General features: G+C 55.0%; 11 protein-coding genes. 5 read left to right on the forward strand and 6 right to left on the reverse strand.

The features are described 5' to 3' along the window. Nucleotides 1-351: 351 nt before the first annotated feature. Together OUO13_RS00880 and acs are read right to left on the reverse strand one after the other, a co-directional pair. On the reverse strand, nucleotides 352-1,029 hold the full coding sequence (locus OUO13_RS00880) for a response regulator (RefSeq protein ID WP_283171959.1): 678 nt from the start codon (nucleotides 1,027-1,029) through the stop codon (nucleotides 352-354). Between the two features lie 172 nt (nucleotides 1,030-1,201). Beyond that, entirely contained in the window at nucleotides 1,202-3,154 is a 1,953-nt protein-coding gene (gene acs / locus OUO13_RS00885; protein ID WP_283171960.1) for an acetate--CoA ligase, read from the reverse strand. A gap of 1,199 nt (nucleotides 3,155-4,353) precedes the next feature. On the opposite strand from acs, the gene OUO13_RS00890 reads away from it, so the two are divergent. From OUO13_RS00890 to OUO13_RS00910, 5 genes are all read left to right on the forward strand, one after another. Next, nucleotides 4,354-5,349 (forward strand): hypothetical protein, encoded by a 996-nt coding sequence (locus OUO13_RS00890; protein ID WP_283171961.1) that lies wholly within the window; start codon nucleotides 4,354-4,356, stop codon nucleotides 5,347-5,349. Between the two features lie 14 nt (nucleotides 5,350-5,363). After that, entirely contained in the window at nucleotides 5,364-5,831 is a 468-nt protein-coding gene (locus OUO13_RS00895) for a hypothetical protein (protein WP_283171962.1), read from the forward strand. Nucleotides 5,832-5,848: 17 nt separating this feature from the next. Beyond that, nucleotides 5,849-7,024, forward strand: coding sequence for a hypothetical protein (locus tag OUO13_RS00900; protein ID WP_283171963.1), 1,176 nt, complete (start codon nucleotides 5,849-5,851; stop codon nucleotides 7,022-7,024). Nucleotides 7,025-7,033: 9 nt separating this feature from the next. After that, on the forward strand, nucleotides 7,034-12,925 hold the full coding sequence (locus OUO13_RS00905) for an OmpA family protein (RefSeq protein ID WP_283171964.1): 5,892 nt from the start codon (nucleotides 7,034-7,036) through the stop codon (nucleotides 12,923-12,925). Nucleotides 12,926-14,472: 1,547 nt separating this feature from the next. Next, nucleotides 14,473-15,465 carry a hypothetical protein gene (locus OUO13_RS00910; protein WP_283171965.1) on the forward strand — a complete coding sequence of 331 codons (993 nt, stop codon included), beginning with the start codon at nucleotides 14,473-14,475 and terminating at the stop codon, nucleotides 15,463-15,465. A 77-nt stretch (nucleotides 15,466-15,542) separates the two neighbouring features. Here OUO13_RS00910 and ccmI read toward each other — a convergent pair whose 3' ends face one another. From ccmI to OUO13_RS00930, 4 genes are read right to left on the reverse strand one after another with little or no spacing between them, the layout of a single operon-like run. Continuing rightward, entirely contained in the window at nucleotides 15,543-16,751 is a 1,209-nt protein-coding gene (ccmI, locus tag OUO13_RS00915) for a c-type cytochrome biogenesis protein CcmI (protein WP_283171966.1), read from the reverse strand. Continuing rightward, a complete protein-coding gene (locus OUO13_RS00920; protein WP_283171967.1) occupies nucleotides 16,748-17,233 on the reverse strand; it encodes a cytochrome c-type biogenesis protein in 486 nt (161 codons plus the stop codon). Before OUO13_RS00920 ends, ccmI begins: the two co-directional genes overlap by 4 nt. A gap of 12 nt (nucleotides 17,234-17,245) precedes the next feature. Beyond that, nucleotides 17,246-17,767 carry a DsbE family thiol:disulfide interchange protein gene (locus OUO13_RS00925; RefSeq protein ID WP_283171968.1) on the reverse strand — a complete coding sequence of 174 codons (522 nt, stop codon included), beginning with the start codon at nucleotides 17,765-17,767 and terminating at the stop codon, nucleotides 17,246-17,248. Then, nucleotides 17,764-19,758 carry a heme lyase CcmF/NrfE family subunit gene (locus tag OUO13_RS00930; RefSeq protein WP_283171969.1) on the reverse strand — a complete coding sequence of 665 codons (1,995 nt, stop codon included), beginning with the start codon at nucleotides 19,756-19,758 and terminating at the stop codon, nucleotides 17,764-17,766. Before OUO13_RS00930 ends, OUO13_RS00925 begins: the two co-directional genes overlap by 4 nt. Nucleotides 19,759-19,819: the final 61 nt, after the last annotated feature.

Here is a 19,819-nt window from a genome sequence, read left to right on the forward strand (position 1 = left end):
CAGCTGGCTGCCCAATGCCCATCTGGGCGAGCCGGGATTCACCGCAACGGCCGACCCGGCCGGGGCATGGATGCCCCGCAAGGCCAGTTGGTACAGGGATGTGCCATCTGGCCGGGGTCGAAAAGCTGTTGTCGGTGAAAACCGGAAACACGAGCCCTGTCGGGCTAAGCAGGGGGAGGCCCGCCCGGCCGGGGGACAAGGTCCCCCATGAGGGCATACGGTAGAGCCAATTAACAAGCCGAGCAGATCGTGACCAACCGATGCGGTAGCGACGTTTAAGAATGCCGACGGCTTTTAACTGATCGGCATTAGCGCCATCAGGCGCTTTTTTTATATCCGCAGAACAACCACTCAGTGCTGGGCACTGGCAATCTGGGTGTCTGGTCTTTCGATGTCGAGACTCTGTACTGCAATCACCGCCTGGGTACGAGTACGTACACCCAGTTTGCGGAAAATCGCAGTAACGTGGGCCTTGATAGTGGCTTCACTGACGTCCAGATCATAAGCGATCTGCTTGTTCAGCATACCTTCGGCCATCATGGTCAATACCCGGAACTGCTGAGGTGTCAGGCTGGCAAGACGCTCAGCCAGATCCAGCGCATTCTGGTTTGGTTGGTGTTGGTGACGACGTGCAACTTCCGGCAGGTACAGATCACCTTCCAGCACCTGGCGGATGGCGACCGAAATATCCTCCAGCGAGGATGACTTGGCGATGTAACCAGACGCCTGATGATCCAGGGCCTGACACATGATGGCTGGGTCTTCACAAGCGGACACCACAATCACCGGAATCTCCGGGTAATGGGAACGCAGGAATACCAGACCAGAGTAACCGTGAGCACCGGGCATCTGCAGATCGAGCAGAATCAGATCCGCATCGGCATGCTGTTCAACTACCAGTTGCAGTTCCGGCAACGATTCAGCCTGTTCAATGGTCACATCCGGGACCAGCTGTTTAACAGCCTGCTGCATGGCAGTCCGGAACAGGGGGTGATCGTCAGCAATAATTATTTTTTGAGCTAACTGCATGTAAATCCTCCACATAGCACAGAAAAACTTCCGTGCGTCCCTCGTTACTCCAAATCCCCCACAGACTCAGAATAGCGGATGCACTGGGGAAATCCTGGCGAGCGCACAAAAACAGACGCCGGCCGCAGAATTGCGGCCGGCGTTGTCAGTTTGCGCGATCAGACTGTCCGAATCAACGACGATTCAGACGGTTCTCAACCAGGCTGTCTACTACTGATGGATCAGCCAGAGTGGATACGTCACCCAGTGCATCGTGTTCGTTGGCCGCGATTTTGCGCAGAATACGACGCATGATCTTGCCAGAACGGGTCTTCGGCAGTCCTGGAGTAATCTGAATCAGGTCCGGAGTGGCCACCGGGCCAATCTCGGTACGAACCCAGTTACGCAGTTCTTTCACCAGATCATCGCTGGCTTCTTCACCGGCATTCAGCGTCACGTATACGTAGATACCCTGACCCTTGATGTCGTGCGGGTAACCCACCACTGCCGCTTCAGCCACTTTCGGGTGCGCAACCAGAGCAGATTCCACTTCAGCAGTACCCATGCGGTGACCGGAAACGTTGATCACGTCGTCCACACGGCCGGTGATCCAGTAGTAACCATCGGCATCACGACGAGCGCCGTCACCGGTGAAGTACATACCACGGAAGGTAGAGAAGTAAGTCTGTACGAAGCGCTCGTGGTCACCGAATACGGAACGAGCCTGGCCAGGCCAGCTGTCCACGATGACCAGGTTACCTTCCGTCGCGCCTTCCAGAATCATACCGGCGTTGTCGACCAGAGCTGGCTGCACACCGAAGAATGGACGGGTTGCAGAACCAGGCTTGGATGGAGTTGCACCTGGCAGAGGAACAATCATCACGCCGCCAGTTTCAGTCTGCCACCAGGTATCCACGATTGGGCAGCGCTGTTCGCCGACCACGTTGTAGTACCACTCCCAGGCTTCAGGGTTGATTGGCTCACCCACAGAACCCAGCAGACGCAGGGACTTGCGGCTGGTGCCTTCAATCGCTTTTTCACCTTCAGCCATCAGGGAACGGATAGCCGTTGGAGCGGTGTACAGAATGTTAACCTTGTGCTTGTCAACGATCTGGAACCAGCGGTTCACAGATGGGTAATTCGGCACGCCTTCGGAGATCAGGGTAATACCACCGTTAGCCAGTGGACCGTAGATCAGGTAGGTGTGACCGGTAACCCAACCGATGTCAGCAGTACACCAGTACACATCACCATCGTGGTAATCGAACACGTATTGGTGAGTGATGGAAGCCCATACCAGGTAACCGGCAGTAGAGTGCACCACGCCTTTTGGTTTACCGGTAGAACCGGAGGTGTACAGAATGAACAGCGGGTCTTCAGCGTTCATTTCTTCTGGTGGACAGTTTGGAGAAGCGATTGACACCAGATCGTGGTACCACACGTCACGGGATGGGTGCCATGCGATATCGGAGCCAGTGCGTTTAACAACGATCACTTTTTCCAGAGATTTGATTTCAGGGTGAGTCAGAGCCTCATCCACGTTGGCCTTCAGAGCCACTTTCTTGCCAGCACGAACGCCTTCGTCAGACGTGATCACGATCTTGGCGTTAGAGTCTTCGATACGGCCAGCCAGAGCTTCCGGAGAGAAACCGCCAAACACCACCGAGTGAATCGCACCGATACGGGTACAAGCCAGCATGGCAACCGCGGCTTCCGGAATCATCGGCATATAGATACACACGACGTCGCCACGACGCACACCCTGACCACGCAGAGCGTTGGCGAAACGGCACACTTCTTCGTGCAGCTGCTTATAAGTGATGTTCTTGCTTTCGTTCGGGTTGTCACCTTCCCAGATGATAGCGGTCTGGTCACCACGGGTTTCCAGGTGACGGTCCAGACAGTTGACAGAAGCGTTCAGGGTGCCGTCTTCGAACCAGCGGATCGCGCAGTTGTGATCATCGAAAGATACGTTGCGAACCTTGGTGAATGGACGCATCCACTCGATACGCTGCTGGCCCTGTTCGCGCCAGAAACCTTCCGGGTTGATAACAGATTGCTGATACATCTGGAGGTATTTATCGTTATCAATCCAGGCTGAATCCGCAAACTCCGGCTTCACCGGAAAAATCTTCTGATCGCTCATGGCGTCTCCCCTCTATTTAATTGTTTTATCGCTCAGTCCCTGTGTCTGAACAGCGAAGATACAGACTGCTCAGCCCATATTGGTCATTGGTGCCCTGTCCCTAAATTAGACAATGGTCTATTCGGAAAACCAGCGTTCCCGCAAGCCTCATAACCGTGTCTTCGGCGGCCCGGCTGAGGGTCAGTGCCGACCATTCGCTTCACTGCGAACATGTGCTGACCACACTCTAACGCGCCAAACCATTGAGCACACCTGTACCAAGGAAGTAGCCGGGGCAGACCAGCGTTTAACTTCCATGGCCCCAATCTGGTTAAAAATCAGCAGCACCGACTTTCAGAAACGTCCAGAGGATCTGGATGACAGCACTCGCAAAAACTGCAAAGCGTTTTTCCGCAGAACCTTGGACATTCTGAAAACCCTGTATGGTTCTGTGTGAAAGCATCGGATCACGTGAGCGATACCATACCATCGAGTCTTTTCCACCTTCGCCGCAGCCGCACGCTCGTGACACGTCTCCTGGGGGCTCGGGGTTTGCCTGGGGGCCCAGCACCATGGATTACCATGGCATAAAGACAGTCAATCCGGAATCAAGACTTGTCTCTGCCCTGATTAACTATCCCGGATTTCGCAACAATTTCGACCATTCAGAAAAGCGTTCAAAAAACGCTCCGCAACAAACACCGCCCAATCGTCGACAATCCATCAGAAGAAACAAATCAGAAAAAATACCTTTCGTCGGATATTCAAAATGTAACCATGAGTAGTGATTTATTTCTCATTTGAGACTCAATTCCAATTAATTGAAAAAATAACCCTTAAAAATGTTAAAAAATGTAAATTTGGGACAATGGTATTTTTTTTGCCGACATTAGCAACAAAATCAATACCATTATTGTAGGACAATCAGATTATCCTGAAAAAACACAAGGTTAGGCGTTTTTTTAAGCCAATATCAGCCACAGATGCGGCAATTGACGCTTGTTAAGGCACTATCTACCATTCGCTCGACTATTAACAAAAATATACAAAAAGACATACAAAACCACTTAACCGCAATAATAAAAAGCCAGCCAGAGACAAGCTGATGGAACTTCCCAACCAACAGTTTGTCGTGCCGGCTTTTTTGGTTTGTTGCGGCATACCGAACATGCGCACTACGCGAACGATCGGGCCACCTTACCGGGAATAAGGAGACAAGAATGACATGTCTTAAACAACTGGCATTAATCGGAGCCGGGTTACTGGCGTCATCTATGAGTTGGGCGGTTGGCACCGCAGCTGGCACTAATATTTCGAACACCGCCACCGCCAGTTACACATTGCCAGGCGGCACCAGTACTCTGACCAAAAGCAGCACCGTCAGCCTGGTCGTCCTTGAACTGATCGATGTCAACGTTGTTTCCGGAAACAGCAGCAGCGTTTCAACTACAGCGGGCGCCACTAACCAGGTATTAACCTACACCGTTACCAACGTAGGTAACGGTCAGGAAGACTTCGTACTGGATGTCACCCAGTTAACGACCGATAACTTCGATACCACTAACGTGCGGGTATATCGCGATACTAACGGTAATGGCGTCTTCGATTCTGGTGACACCCAGCTAACCGCAGGCTCTTCTTCCATAGGCTTGCTGGCTGATGCCAGTGCCACCATTTTTGTGGTGTCCGATGTTCCAGGTACTGGCACAACTGGCGACCTTAGCCAACTACGCCTGACCGCCTCCTCCGAAACGGTTGACACCCGAGGAGGAACTCCTGGTAGCAGCATCTCCGGTGCAGGATCCGGCGGCGCACCCGATGCAGTGGTGGGGAATAATTACACCAGTAATGCCACGGGCACCCTTGAGCTGGGAACCAGTAGCGCCAACGTCAGCATCAACAAAACCATTGTTGGCACCGTTGATCCTTTTGGTGGCAACACCCTGGTACCTGGCAGTGTCGTGACCTACAACATCGCCGTTGTGGTTACCGGTACTGTTAATAACCTGACCATCAGCGACCCGATTCCATCACAGATGGACTATGTCGCCAGCTCCCTGACGCTGGATAGCACCGCCCTCACCGACAGCAGTTCCGATACCGACGCTGGTAGCTTTAACTCATCACTTGGTACCAGTGGCACCGTATCGGTCAATCTGGGATCACCATCCAGTGGCAGCAGCTACACCATCCAGCTCAAAGCTGAAATCAAGTAACCGGAGTTATGAATATGCGCATGATCAAAATGCTGGTTGGCGCCCTTGCGTTTGCCCCCCTGATGGCATTCGCTCAGGTCAGTCTGACCACCACCGCCTTCCATATTGTGGCGGTAAAACAGGCCGATGGCTCTGTGACCGAAGAATGGCAAAAGCCTGAAAACATTGTGCCGGGTGATCTGGTGGGTTATCGCATCCACTACGTTAACTCCGGTAAGGAAACCGCAACCGACGTGGTGGTGAACAACCCGGTGCCAGACAACACCGAATACGTCGTCAACAGCGCGGCTGGCATGAATAGCCAGATCACCTATTCCGCGGATCAGGGCAAGAAGTTCGCCCGGGCTGCTGAATTAACCGTCGAAGAGAACGGTGCACAACGCCCTGCGAAGGCGAGCGAAATTACCCACATTCGCTGGAGTATCAACTCCGTAGCCGCTGGTAGCAGTGGTGATGTGGAATTCAAGGTTCGAGTCAAATAACCGGGAGACTTATTAATATGAAACTGCAAAAAGCCCTTTGGCTGCCTGCGGTAGTAGCGGCCCTGAGTGGTGTGTCTACTGCTAATGCTGGCTCCGTCAGCTCACCTAACAGCTACACCGATGCGGGTACAAAAGTATCCAACACCGCGTCTGTTTCTTATGCTGTTGGTGGCACCAACCAGACCGATGTTGATTCCAACACCGCAACCTTTCTGGTTGACGTTAAGGTCAACTTCGTTGTTGACCGAGTAGAAACGTCTCCGTACACCGTTAGTAACGGTGGTACCACCAAAACGGTAGCAGCGTATACCATTTCCAACCTTGGTAACGCGCCAATGTCTTTCCTCGTCACCAAACCAGTGGATCAAGCCACCAACACAACCGTGTCTTATCCTACTCCGGTGGCTGACACCATTGACTTCCCTTCAAGCCCTGCCTTCAGCTTTACCGGCTCAGGCGACACCACTCTGGGTAACGGAGATGATGCTACCCTCACTGCCGTAGGCTCGCACTACGCCACGATCCTGGTACAACCAGACGAAACCTACACCGTCTACGTCACCATGACAGATGCCGGGTTTGTTGGTGTTGATGCCGATATCGCCTCTCTGCTGACGACTGTATATGGCTACAAGGCTTCCTATAGCTCCGATGGCACCTTGGCAGCAACCGAGCATGATGTAGACACTGGCGACCAGGACCCAACAAACGGCTCCACCGCCACCTCTGGTAGCGATAATATCAACGCCGTTGATATTGTTTATGCTGATGTGGGCCGCAACAACACCGAAACCGTTGATAACGCCGTAGAACTGGACTTCCCATTCCTGGCGATTGTGAAAACTTCTCAGGTCATCTCCGACCCTATCAACGGCACTACCAATCCAAAAGCCATTCCTGGCGCCGTTGTTGAATACTCCCTGGAAGTTCAGAACTGGGGCGGTGCTGCTGCTGCCGGCATTAACCTGTCGGACGCGATTCCAGCCAATACGACCTATGTTGCCAACTCCACCGAGCTTGATAGTGTTGCAGTGACCGATACCGGCACTATGGCTACTACTGTCGAAGCAACCATTGCGACGCTTGCGGCTGCCACAGTACCAGGCCACCCAGCTGGCTATCCAACTCCAACCAGTACGGCAACTGGTACCCCAACGACAAAAACCGTCACGTTCCGCGTAACCATCAACTAAGACTGCCCCATGCAGCAGCCTGTTATTCATTTATCAGCCATTACACCACCCGCCGGGCCTTTGGCCTGGCTGCGTGGTCGGCTGACAGTGATTCCAACGCTGCTGCTTATTCTGTCTGGCGGAGTGGTCCATGCGGCGACCACTCCTGCCAACACCGAAATTACCAACATTGCGGTTGCCGACTATCTGGTTGGCAACAGCAGTGTGCGCCGAACCAGCTCGGTATCCCTTACGACAGAAGAAATCAGCTTTAGCCCGGCAGCGACCGGTGCCACGCTTGAGTTTTTACATCAGTCGAGCGCCACGGCTTCCGACACCATTACCCTTAACGATTCCGAATGTGCGGATAGCAGCGGCAGCTTTACCAGCTCCAGCAGCTTTCTGGATATGACCGGCAGCAGCCAGGCCATTCCGGGTAACTACAGCATCACCACCTCAGACTACGGTTTTAAAGTCGGTGAACCTTTGCTGGTGCGTGTTGAAGATCAGGATCAGAACCTCAACCCGGTGCGTCTGGATACCGTTGAAGTCACCATTACCAACAGTATGGGTACCGATACAGAGCTATTGCGCCTGACCGAATCCGGCGTGGATACCGGTATTTTTTATGGCGTACTGAACACCGTAGCCCTCGACAGCAGTATCGCCAGTTATAACTGTGAATTGTCGATGATGAACGGCGAACAGGCTGTTGCCCTCTATATAGATAACAACGACGACACCGACAGCCTGCGCGACAGCGCTGATTTTGACCCCTACAGCCGTGTGTTTGATGCCTATTCCGGTGCACTGTTGAGTGGTGTGACCGTTAAAATTATTGACACCAGTACCGGTCAGGAAGCCACCGTATACGATGACGACGGTGTAACCCGTTTCCCATCCGAAGTGGTGACCGGCTCCGGCACCGCCATTACCGCCAGTGCCACTGACAGCACCGGCAGCCAACCGGTATTCCCGGAAGGTGCATTTCGTTTCCCGTATCTGCCAAACGGCACGTATCAACTGGAATTTGTTACCCCAACCAATTACCGGATTCCATCCCAGGCCACCGATGCCCAGATCAACAGCCTGAGCACTGGCCCATACCTGTTAAACGGTATCTCCCGCGCCGGAGAATTTACGGTTCGTAACCATATTTTTGCCACCGATATTCCGGCCGACCCACTCGACTCCGGCATTATCCTGCGCAAGGTTGCCAGCGTTACCAGCGCCGGTGTGGGTGACTATATCCGTTTCAGCGTCACCCTGACCCTGGCCGACGTAAACCTTACCGATGGCAAACTGGTAGACCTGTTGCCAACCGGACTGCAATACGTCAGTGGTTCCACCCAGTTTGGTGACGAAGCCGCGACCGACCCGGAAATCAGCAGCAACGGCCGCACCCTGACGTTCAGCGTGCCGGATACCGATGCCAACGCGACCTTCACTGTCAGTTACGTAACCCGGGTTACGCCTCAGGCCCACGACTATGTGGTTAACCGGATACAACTGGTCGATGACGTCTTGACCACCCAGGAAGCTACGGCGCGCGTACAGATCGAAGATGAATTCTTCCGCGATCGTTCACGCCTGTTTGGCCGTGTATACGTGGGCGACTGTAAAGCCGACAGCCAGAAAGAAGGTGTTGAAGGTATCCGTCTGTATATGGAAGACGGCACCTATGTGGTAACCGACGAAGCCGGTGAATGGCATATCGAAAACGTTCGCCCAGGCTCACACGTTGTCCAGATCGACACCGTTACCCTGCCACCATGGCTCGAACTGCAGACCTGTGACAACCTCGGTTTCCATGCCGGTCGCAGCTTCAGCCAGTTTGTGGATCTGCAACCGGGCACCCTGTGGCGCGTGGATTTCACCCTGAAAATGAAAGAACCCGCCAAAGGTGAAATTACCCAGTACCTGACCCAGACCCTGGCGCCACTGGCAACCGATAGCGATGGTCACCTGCCATTTAACTCCCCTGTTGCTGAAAAGCTGCACTACCAGCTGGACGTCACCGGTACCGGTCTGGCCGTTAATCAGGTGGTGCAGATGGTATCCCTGCCGGAAGGTGTTATGTATGAGCAGGGCTCCAGTACCCTGGACGGCAAACCAATCCCGGACCCACGTTATATCAGCAACACCCTGATGTACGACCTGGGGGATAAACCGGCTGAGTGGAAACAGCAGATCCTGTTTAACGGTATTGTGACCGACAAAGCCATAGCCGGTGAACTCAAGACCAAATCCGTCACCCGCTTCCAGGTAGAAGATAAAAAAGGCCAGGTTCCAGCGGTCGAGACCCGTGCGCGCCTGACCTTGCCACCGCCCAAAGAGCTGATCGAGCAGCCACGTTATCCGAAGTTCGACGTGTTTTTTGCCGAACTATCCGATGATGACAAATACACCATGGACTCCGTAGTGGAGCGTCTGCTGGATCTGCGCGACCTGAAACTGGAAGTTGTCGGCCACACCGACACCACCCGTATTGCACCACGCAGCCGCCATATTTTCCCGGATAACCAGGCGTTGTCGGAAGCGCGTGCGCAGTCGGTTGCCAACTATCTGAGTGAAGAACTGGAACTGACCCCCGAACAGATTTCGGCCACCGGTAAAGGTGAAACCGACCCGATTGCCAGCAACGATACCGTTGAAGGCAAGGCCCAGAACCGTCGAGTTGAAGTCAAACTGCTGGGTGGCAAACCGGATATCAAACTGGAATCCCTCGGTGCCCAGTTACAGACCGAGTCGATTGAAGCCAGCATTCCGGGGATTGCCCGTCTGAACGGTGGCGCTGGCAGCGCTGCCACTGCGGCAGGTGGCGAAGACTTTGTCGAAATGAAGCACATGCCAGAGTTTGATGAGACCTGGTTTGCCCAACAGCCAGAAGAACCCACCTGGGTCTGGCCGCGTCTGGATATCAGCCCGAGCATTTCCGCGACCCACGTGGCAATTATGCATACCAAAGGCCAGCGTGTACGTCTGCTGCTGGAAGGCAAGGAAGTTGATCTGATCAACTATGACACCAGCTACCCGAGTGCACGGCGAAACCTGATGGTCAGCACCTGGCGTGGTATCAAGATTCAACCCGGTGCCAACCGTTTTACCGCCGAGATCCGTGATAGCCGTGGCAATCTGGTTAAAACCATGGAATCTCGTGTCCAGTATGCCCAGATACCTGCCAAGGCTGAACTGTTGACCGACCAGAGTGTGCTGGTTGCGGATGGTATTAACCCTCCACAAATCAAGGTACGTCTGACTGATAAAGACGGTTACCCGATTCGCGCTAACCTGCAAGGCTCGCTTGATATCAGCAATCCGTATCAGCTGTTGAAGATCAAGCAGGAGCAAGATGCTAATCCATTAAACGGCAATACTGAAAATACCTACTACGTGGGTGAAGATGGTATTGCCAATATTCGTCTGCAGCCGGTTTCCAAAGCCGGTGAAGTGGTACTGACTTTTACTTATGACAACGGCCAAAGTGACGAACTGCGCGTGTGGTTAAAACCACAACCACGCGAATGGATCCTGGTTGGTCTGGGTGAAGGTACCTGGGGTTATACCAACAGTGGTGGTGACGCCGAAAGCCGCAAGGCCGCCGGTATTGATGACAACATCTATAACGATGGCCGTGTTGCGTTTTATACCCAGGGCCAGATCAAAGGTGAATGGTTGCTGACCGCTGCCTACGACAGCGGCAAACCTGAGTCTGAGGCTTTCTCTCATCTGATTGATGCCGACCGTTATTACACTCTGTACGGTGACGCCAGCGAACAACAACTGGATGCCAGCTCGGCGCGTAAGCTGTATGTGCGTATTGAACGTGACCGTTTCTACGCCATGTTTGGTGATATCAACACTGGCCTCAACAAAACCAAACTGGGCGCTTACAACCGTAAAATGACCGGTGTGCAGTCCGCTTATGATGGCAAAAACATCGAAGCTACCGGTTTTGTAGCCCAAACCAATAACGGTTTTATGCGTGACGAAATCCAGGGTGACGGCACCTCCGGTTTGTACCAGCTGAGCCAGCAATCCATTGTCCAGAGCAGTGAAACCATTCGTATTGAAGTGCGCGACCGTTACCGCAGTGAAGTGATTATCTCCAGCAAGACCCTGGTGCGCGATGCCGACTACGTGCTGGATTACCAGGATGGCACCATCTACTTCAAGGAACCGATTCGTGCCACCGACTCCGACTTTAACCCGCGTTATATCGTTGCGGAGTACGAGGTCGATACCGGTGCTGACTCATTAGGCTTTATCTCCGGTGGCCGTGCCGGTGTCAAACTGATGGATGACAAGGTTAAAGCCGGTATTACCTCCCTGAATCAGAACCAACCTGACCAGCACGGTGAATTAAACGCCGTGGATGCCAAGGTGCGTATTGGCAAAACCGAAATTGCTGCGGAAGTGGGTCAAAGCAGTCAAAGCACCACCGAAGGAAAACAGGATGGCAGCGCCCATCTGGTTGAGGTCACTCATCGTTCTGACAAAGCCGAGGCCAAAGCCTATGTGCGCCGCCAGACTGAAAACTACGGCGTAGATCAGACCATCAATAGCGAAAACGACTATGCCAAAGAAGGTGTGGACGGTGCGGTATTCCTCAGTGATAACGATCGTCTGCAAACCCAGACCTTCCACCATCAGCAGCTGAGCACCGGTTACGACACCTATCAGAACGAAACCGAGTTACAACACGACCTCAATGACGAGCAGCAGCTCAGCTTTGGTACCCTGAATTACCAGGCAGAATCCGAAAGTGGTGATGAATACGCCGACCAGCTGACCGCCGGAGCCAGCACCAAGGTGATGGGTGGCCGTATGCAAGTCAGTGCCAAAGCCTATTCCAACATCAGCCGTCGCAGTACCTCCTACGACGAATTAAAACTGGGTACCGACTATAAACTGACCGAACGTACTACCCTGTTTGCCAGCCATGAAACCGGCTTCAGTCGTGAAGCACCGGAACGCACCAGCTCTGGTGTACGTACATCTCCATGGAAAGGCGCCAAGGTCGAGCAGAGTGTTGAACAGTTCCGTCAGGAAGATGCGTACCAGTTGATGGCACTGTCGGGCATCAACCAGGATTTCGAAATCGATGACCGCTGGACCGCCAGCCTCGGTTTTGACCAGGCCCGTAATATCGAAGCCAACCAACCGGCTGAAGATATCGACATGACCGAAGACTACTACGCCACCCATACAGGTCTGGCTTACACCACCAAAGCCTGGCAGTGGAACAGCCGTCTGGAATACCGCGATGGTAGTGTGACCGACAAGTGGGTAGCTCGTAGTGGTCTGTACCACCCGGTGAACGATGACATCGCGACTGGCGGCAGTCTGGACTACTTCCGTTCCCTGAAGGAAGGTTCCTATTCCAAGGAGCTGGATGTGGTATACGACCTCGCCCTGCGCCCACGCCAGTCACCATTTGCCATGCTGGCGCAGACCCGTTGGTCACAAAGCTCCACTGGCGGTGAAAACGTCACTAACGACCAGCGTACCCGCAAACTGATCCAGAACTTCCATACCAACTGGCAGGTGTCAGACTACGATCAGCTGGCCAACCAGTACGGTATCAAGCGGGTGCTGGATCAGTACAACGGCGGTGATTACGCCTCCACCACGGATTACATGGCTGCTGAATGGCGTCACCACTTCAGCGAACACTGGGATATTGGCGCGCACGGCCGCCGTCTGCACCTGTATGAAAGTGAGCAGGTTGAATACGGCACCGGCCTGTCGATTGGCTGGATTCCGAAAACCAACGCCTGGTTGGGCGTAGGTTACAACTTCAGCGGCTTTATCGATGGCGACTTCTCCGCCGCCAACTTTACCGCCAAAGGTGTGTTCCTGAAGATCCGCTTCAAGGCCGACCAGAACAGCCTGGCCGGTATGAGATCACAGTTCTACTAGCGCCCGGCCAGATCCGGTCGGACGTCGGACGTCGGACGTCGGACGTCGGACGTCGGGCGTCGGGCGTCGGGTCCTATCTTGTGGGCATAAATGCCCACACTACAACCGAGCACCTATTAACACCGAATTCGCCCAGCGCAGCTGGCTGCCCAATGCCCATCTGGGCGAGCCGGGATTCACCGCAACGGCCGACCCGGCCGGGGCATGGATGCCCCGCCAGCTCAGTTGGCACAGGGATGTGCCATCTGAGCGGGGTCGCACAGCCGTTGTCGGTGAAAACCGGGTAAACGAGCCCAGTCGGGCAAAAGCAGGGGGAGGCCCGCCCAGCCGGGGGACAAGGTCCCCCAAGAGGGCAAGCAGCCTGGCCAATTAACAAGCTGAGTTGCCGCCAGACGTCGGGCGCGATTTTTGTGGACATAAATGCCCACCCTACAACCGAGCAACTATTAACACCGAATTCGCCCAGCGCAGCTGGCTGCCCAATGCCCATCTGGGCGAGCCGGGATTCACCGCAACGGCCGACCCGGCCGGGGCATGGATGCCCCGCCAGCTCAGTTGGCACAGGGATGTGCCATCTGAGCGGGATCGAACAGCCGTTGTCGGTGAACACCGGAGAAACGAGCCCAGTCGGGCAAAAGCAGGGGGAGGCCCGCCCGGCCGGGGGACAAGGTCCCCCAAGAGGGCAAGCAGCCCGGCCAATTAACAAGCTGAGTTGCCACCAGACGTCGGGCGCGATTTTTGTGGGCATAAATGCCCACCCTACAACCGAGCAACTATTAACACCGAATTCGCCCAGCGCAGCTGGCTGCCCAATGCCCATCTGGGCGAGCCGGGATTCACCGCAACGGCCGACCCGGCCGGGGCATGGATGCCCCGCCAGCTCAGTTGGCACAGGGATGTGCCATCTGAGCGGGATCGAACAGCCGTTGTCGGTGAACACCGGAGAAACGAGCCCAGTCGGGCAAAAGCAGGGGGAGGCCCGCCCGGCCGGGGGACAAGGTCCCCCAAGAGGGCAAGCAGCCCGGCCAATTAACAAGCTGAGTTGCCACCAGACGTCGGGCGCGATTTTTGTGGGCATAAATGCCCACCCTACAACCGAGCAACTATTAACACCGAATTCGCCCAGCGCAGCTGGCTGCCCAATGCCCATCTGGGCGAGCCGGGATTCACCGCAACGGCCGACCCGGCCGGGGCATGGATGCCCCGCCAGCTCAGTTGGCACAGGGATGTGCCATCTGAGCGGGGTCGCACAGCCGTTGTCGGTGAAAACCGGGTAAACGAGCCCAGTCGGGCAAAAGCAGGGGAGGCCCGCCCGGCCGGGGGACAAGGTCCCCCAAGAGGGCAAGCAGCCTGGCCAATTAACAAGCTGAGTTGCCACCAGATCCGATCGAGACCCGGCCAGACGCCAGAGTTTTGCTTTTTGGGACAGAACAACACCAATACGGCCATTTATCGATAAATGGCATGAGACATGGTCGTTAAATGCAGTGAACGGTATATTCTTGTATTGAACTGTTTCACAAAATCACTGTCAGCAGGACGCAGCCATGTTCAAGCCCCTTTCCCTTTCCGTAGCTCTGACCAGTGCCCTGCTGGCCAGCCAGCCAGCCAGTGCAGAATTCCGTAACGAATCCTTCAGTGTATTCGGTGCCGCCGGTTTCGAATGGGTCAGCTACGAAGAGAAAATCCCGAACTTCGGTGGTTACAAGGTCAAATCCGACTTTGATGCCGTTAACTTCGTGCAACGCACCGGTGGTTACACCGCCATCAACGAAGACTGGGGATTTTATATCACCACCGCCTCCACTCTGATCGCCATGGAACGTATGGAAGAATGGAACGCTTCCGGTTTTGCAGGCCCAGTGCAGCAGGACATGGCAACCATGAACTTCAACACCATCGACCTGACCATGGCCTACCACCTGCACAATGGCACTTACCTGACGGCCGGTGGTCACTATCAGAAAATCGCGTTCTCTCGTTATGACTGGCGTTCAACCAGTTATTCCAACCAGTTTGCCGATGGAATCGAGAGCAATATCCGCAACGATGCCGCCCTTATGAACCAGATTGCGACCGATGTTGCGGCAGGCAAATACACCGATATCAGCACCGTTGACGAGTACATGGAAGCCATCCGCTTCTCGCCAGAAGAGAACCAGGACGTGATTCTGGAAGATGCTGCCACTTTTGGCGCCATGGTTGGTGTTGGTTATGACAGCTACTTTGTAGATCGCAATCCGGGTATACGTTGGCTGGGGTCTTTTGAAGTGGGTACGGTCATGTACGAACACGTACTGAATACATCCAATACCCGCGCCATGAACAAGGCATTTGCTGGCGGTCTGGATGCCCGTGCCCGTCTCGGTGTCGGTTACCAGTTCAGCAAGAAATTTGCGCTGATGCTGGTGTCGGATGCCCATTACAGCCATCGAGATGCCATTAAAGAAACCACCTCTGAAGGCACCGTCAGCCGTCCGGAAAACACTCTGACAGCGCTGTCCGGTTACCTGAGCCTGAGCTGGAACTTCAAGTCCTGATCGACTCCGGCATCTCCGCCAGCCACCAACAAAAACGCCCGTTATCTAACGGGCGTTTTTGTTTTTACCTGGCCTGATCAAGGCACCAGCTGGCTGATCTCCAGAGACTGGCGTTCTGTTTCGCGGTTGCTGACCGGAGCTGACTCAATCTGCCAGTCACCACTGCTGGCAACCGGTTTGCCAGTCAGTGATACACGCGCCACCAGCACCACTTCGTTAAAGCCGCTGATGTTCATGCCCGGCGCCATTGCCATGCTGTCATCCAGTGTTACGTCCAATGGCAAATCGGCTACAGTTACACGTTTTACCGCCAGAGGCATTGGCGGACCCGCCACAGCACGGGCCAGAATAAATACCGGCGCATCCGCAGGCACCTTCTGACGGGCTTCGTCGCTGATGCTGACATGCAGTTTCAGACTGGCACGTTGCATCCAGGACAGATCAACCTTTTCACCATTGGCTTGCAAAGCCGATACTGCACGTTGAATACCTTGTGCCAGCATCTGGGCTTCCGGGCCATCCGGCAGGCTTTGCCATAGCACTTTCCAGTGGTTGATGGCTTCTTGCGGATGCTTCAGCTCAAACGCCAGGATACCCGCCAGCCCCAGTGCCTGACGGCTGTTGGGTTGCAGAGCCAGTGCATCTTTCAGCAACTGATAAGTAGGTTCGTCGGCTTTCTGATCAGAACCGTAAAACCGCGCTTCCGCCAGCAGGGTCATGGTCGCCGCACGATCGTCAGTGGCATCCGCTGGCAACACATCCAGAATGTTCTGGAACGCCTGAATCGCCGCCGGATAATCACCCGTAGCACTCAGCAGACGGGCATTAAGATAACCCCATTCCAGATTCTTGGGATTACGAGCAGCCGCATGACCCAGCAGGCTCATCAGCTGTTCCCGTTCGCCCTGGGTCAGCTCTACCTTTTCACCCTTGTCGAGTAACGCCGTCGCCTGCAACTCCGGCGCAGAGCCCCACAGTTGGTACAGAGCTACCGAACTCATCAGAGTGATGATCAGTACCGCCGTCAGCAGCACATAAGCACGACCATCACGGGTACGGATTTCCGCACGTTCTTCCGCCTGAGCCAGAAACTCACGGTCCAGCTCCAGTTGCAGGGCGGCTTTTTCATCCTCTGGCAGATCAGAACTTTCGAGTTCGGTACTGCGTTCACGGTACAGCTGCAGGTTGGTGGCAGCCCCTTGCTGGTTATCCACAGCCCGATACCAGACCGGTTTCCACAGTAACAACGCCAGGGGCAGCAGTAATACTGCCAACATCAGGATCATGCCTTGGGCTCCTCATTCTTGCTGCCAGCACCGGCACGTAATGCCTGCAAACGGGCCTGTTCTTCAGGGGTTAACGGCGCAACCGCTGGACGACCACGACGAATCATGGCGACGACCAGCAAACCAATTACCAGTGCCGCAACTGGTCCGAGCCACAGCAGCCAGGTGTCTGCACGGAACGGTGGTTTGTAACGGACGAAATCGCCGTAACGGGCCACCATGTAGTTTTCGATGTCGTCGTCGGTTTTGCCTTGCTGCATCAGTTCGTAAATCTTGTCGCGCATATCACCGGCGACCGGTGAGTTGGAGTCGGCAAGATCCTGGTTCTGGCACTTGGGACAACGCAGTGACTCATTCAGCGCCTGAAAGCGGGCAATCTGCTCGGCGTCGTCGAAATGGTATTTATGGCCGTTTACCACTGCCAGCGCAGGCCAGGACAACAAGGCCAGCAACAAAGCGAATACTCGTAAAGGTTGATTCATCCCTGTGCCCTCTTACTTCAGCGCCCGGTATTCGGCTTCGAGTTTTTCCCAGACACGAGCATTCAGGTCACCCACGTGTTTGCCACGAATGATGCCCTGACTGTCGATCAGGAAGGTTTCCGGCGCGCCGTACACCCCAAGGTCGAGGCCCAGTTTGCCATCCGGGTCACGCAGAACCAGATCGTATGGATTGCCGTAGTTGAACAGCCACTGGCGTGCCTTTTCGTCATCGTCCTTGTAGTTGATGCCGTAAATAGTCACACCTTCTTCGGCGAGAATATTCAGGAACTCGTGTTCAGCCTTACAGGTTGGGCACCAGGTAGCCCAGACGTTCACCAGCGCCGGTTTACCCAGCAGATGTTCACGCCCCAGCGGAGCACCACTTTCCAGAGCATCGGTATTAAAGGTCGGGAACGGCTGGCCAATCAGCGGAGATGGCAACACGTCCTTGTCTTCACGACCAATCGACAGGAAAAACACCACCCCCAGAATCACACAGGCAAGCAGAGGCAAAAACAGAAAAAGACGCTTCATACCGGCAATTCTCCTCCGGACACTTCAGAACGACGCTGACGATAACGTTTGTCGAGCATGGCCAGCAGACCACCAATGGCCATAAAAATGGCACCCAGCCAGACCCAGCGCATGAATGGTTTCACCTGCAGACGCATACCCCAGGCACCGTTATCCAGCGGTTCACCCATAGATACATACAGGTCGCGGAACAGGCCCACGTCGATTGCGGCTTCGGTCATGATGGAGCCACGTGCGGTGTAACGACGTTTTTCAGGTTCCAGCGTGTTGATCAGCTGGTCGCCGTCATACACCGAGAAACGGGTAATGTCAGAGATATAGTTCGGGCCTTCGTAATGACCAGCACGTTCGAAAACAAACCGGTAGTCACCCAGCGTGTGCGACTCGCCCGGCGCCATACGCACGGATTCTTCCTGACTGTAATTGGCCACCATGGTGACACCCACAATGGTCACACCCACACCGATATGGGCGATGATCATGCCGAGGTAACTGAGGCCAAGGCCGCCGATACGCGACAGCTGGCCACGAGCCTTGCGCCACACGTCCAGTAAACTGCCAACAATCAGCCAGGCCGCCAGACCAATCCCCATCACCACTTTCAGGTTGATAGAGGATGCCATCACAAATGGAGCAGCGACCGCTACGACTACGGCCAGAATCGCCGCCAGCCACAGCATGGTGAACAGACGGCCGAAGGAATCGGCTTTCCAGCGCGCAATCGCACCTGCTGCCGTGGCAATCGCCAGAATCATGGAAATTGGCACAAACATGGTGTTGAACCACACCGCACCCACGGAAATCTTGCCGTTGCCGAGGAAGTCGACAAGCAGCGGATAGAGGGTACCCAGCAGGATAGCGAAGGCCGCCACCACCAGCAGAACGTTGTTCAGCAGCAGGAAGCTTTCACGGGAGATCCACTCGTAACGCCCAACGGAAGCCACGGTTGGCGCCTTGATGGCGTACAGCAGCAGCGAACCACCGACACAGATACCCAGCAGCGCCAGCACAAACACACCACGCTCAGGGTCGGAGGCAAACGCATGCACCGACGTCAGCACACCGGAACGCACCAAAAAGGTACCGAGCAGACTCAGAGAGAAGGCAAAAATCGCCAGCAACACGGTCCAGCTTTTGAACAGACCCCGTTTTTCAGTCACGGCCAAGGAGTGTAACAACGCAGTGGAAACCAGCCACGGCATCAGGGAGGCATTTTCAACCGGGTCCCAGAACCACCAGCCGCCCCAGCCCAGTTCGTAATAGGCCCACCAGCTTCCCAATGCGATACCAATGGTCAGGAAGATCCAGGCGGCAGTGGTCCATGGACGAGACCAGCGTGCCCACGCCGCATCCAGACGACCGCCCATCAGCGCGGCAATCGCAAAGGCAAACGCCACACACAGACCCACGTAACCCATATACAGGGTTGGCGGATGCACGATCAGGCCAAAGTCCTGCAGCAGCGGGTTAAGGTCTGCACCTTCGGTTGGAATGGAAGGCAGGTTACGGGCAAACGGATTGGAGGTTTCAAGTGTAAACAGGATAAAACCACAGGACACCAGGCCCATGATGCCCAGCACACGGGCCAGCATTGGCAGTGGCAGCGAGCGACTGAACAGCGCTACCGCCAGACCCCAGCACCCCAGCAGAGTTACCCACAGCAGCAGCGAGCCTTCGTGAGCACCCCACACCGCACTGATCTTGTATGGCGTTGGCAACGCGGTATTGCTGTTGCTGGCCACATAGGCAACCGAAAAGTCGTCATGCACAAAACACCAGCCCAGCATAAACAGACTGAGCAGCAGGAACATCGACTGGGCAGCCGCCAGCGGTCGGGCATAGGCCATCAACAAACCATGACCACGCTTGACGCCCCACAGCGGAATCAGGGTTTGCAGCGCCGCTACCACCAGCGCCATGATCAGCGCCAGCTCACCAAACTCCGGGGCAGCCGTCAGTTGCGGCGACAGATCGCCATACAGATCAAACATGCTTGTGTCTCATTGGTTGAAAAGTGACGGTTGCCCCGAAGTCGCCTTCAGGGCACTCCGC

The organism is Parathalassolituus penaei, from assembly GCF_026626885.1.
Taxonomy (GTDB): domain Bacteria; phylum Pseudomonadota; class Gammaproteobacteria; order Pseudomonadales; family Oceanobacteraceae; genus Oceanobacter; species Oceanobacter penaei.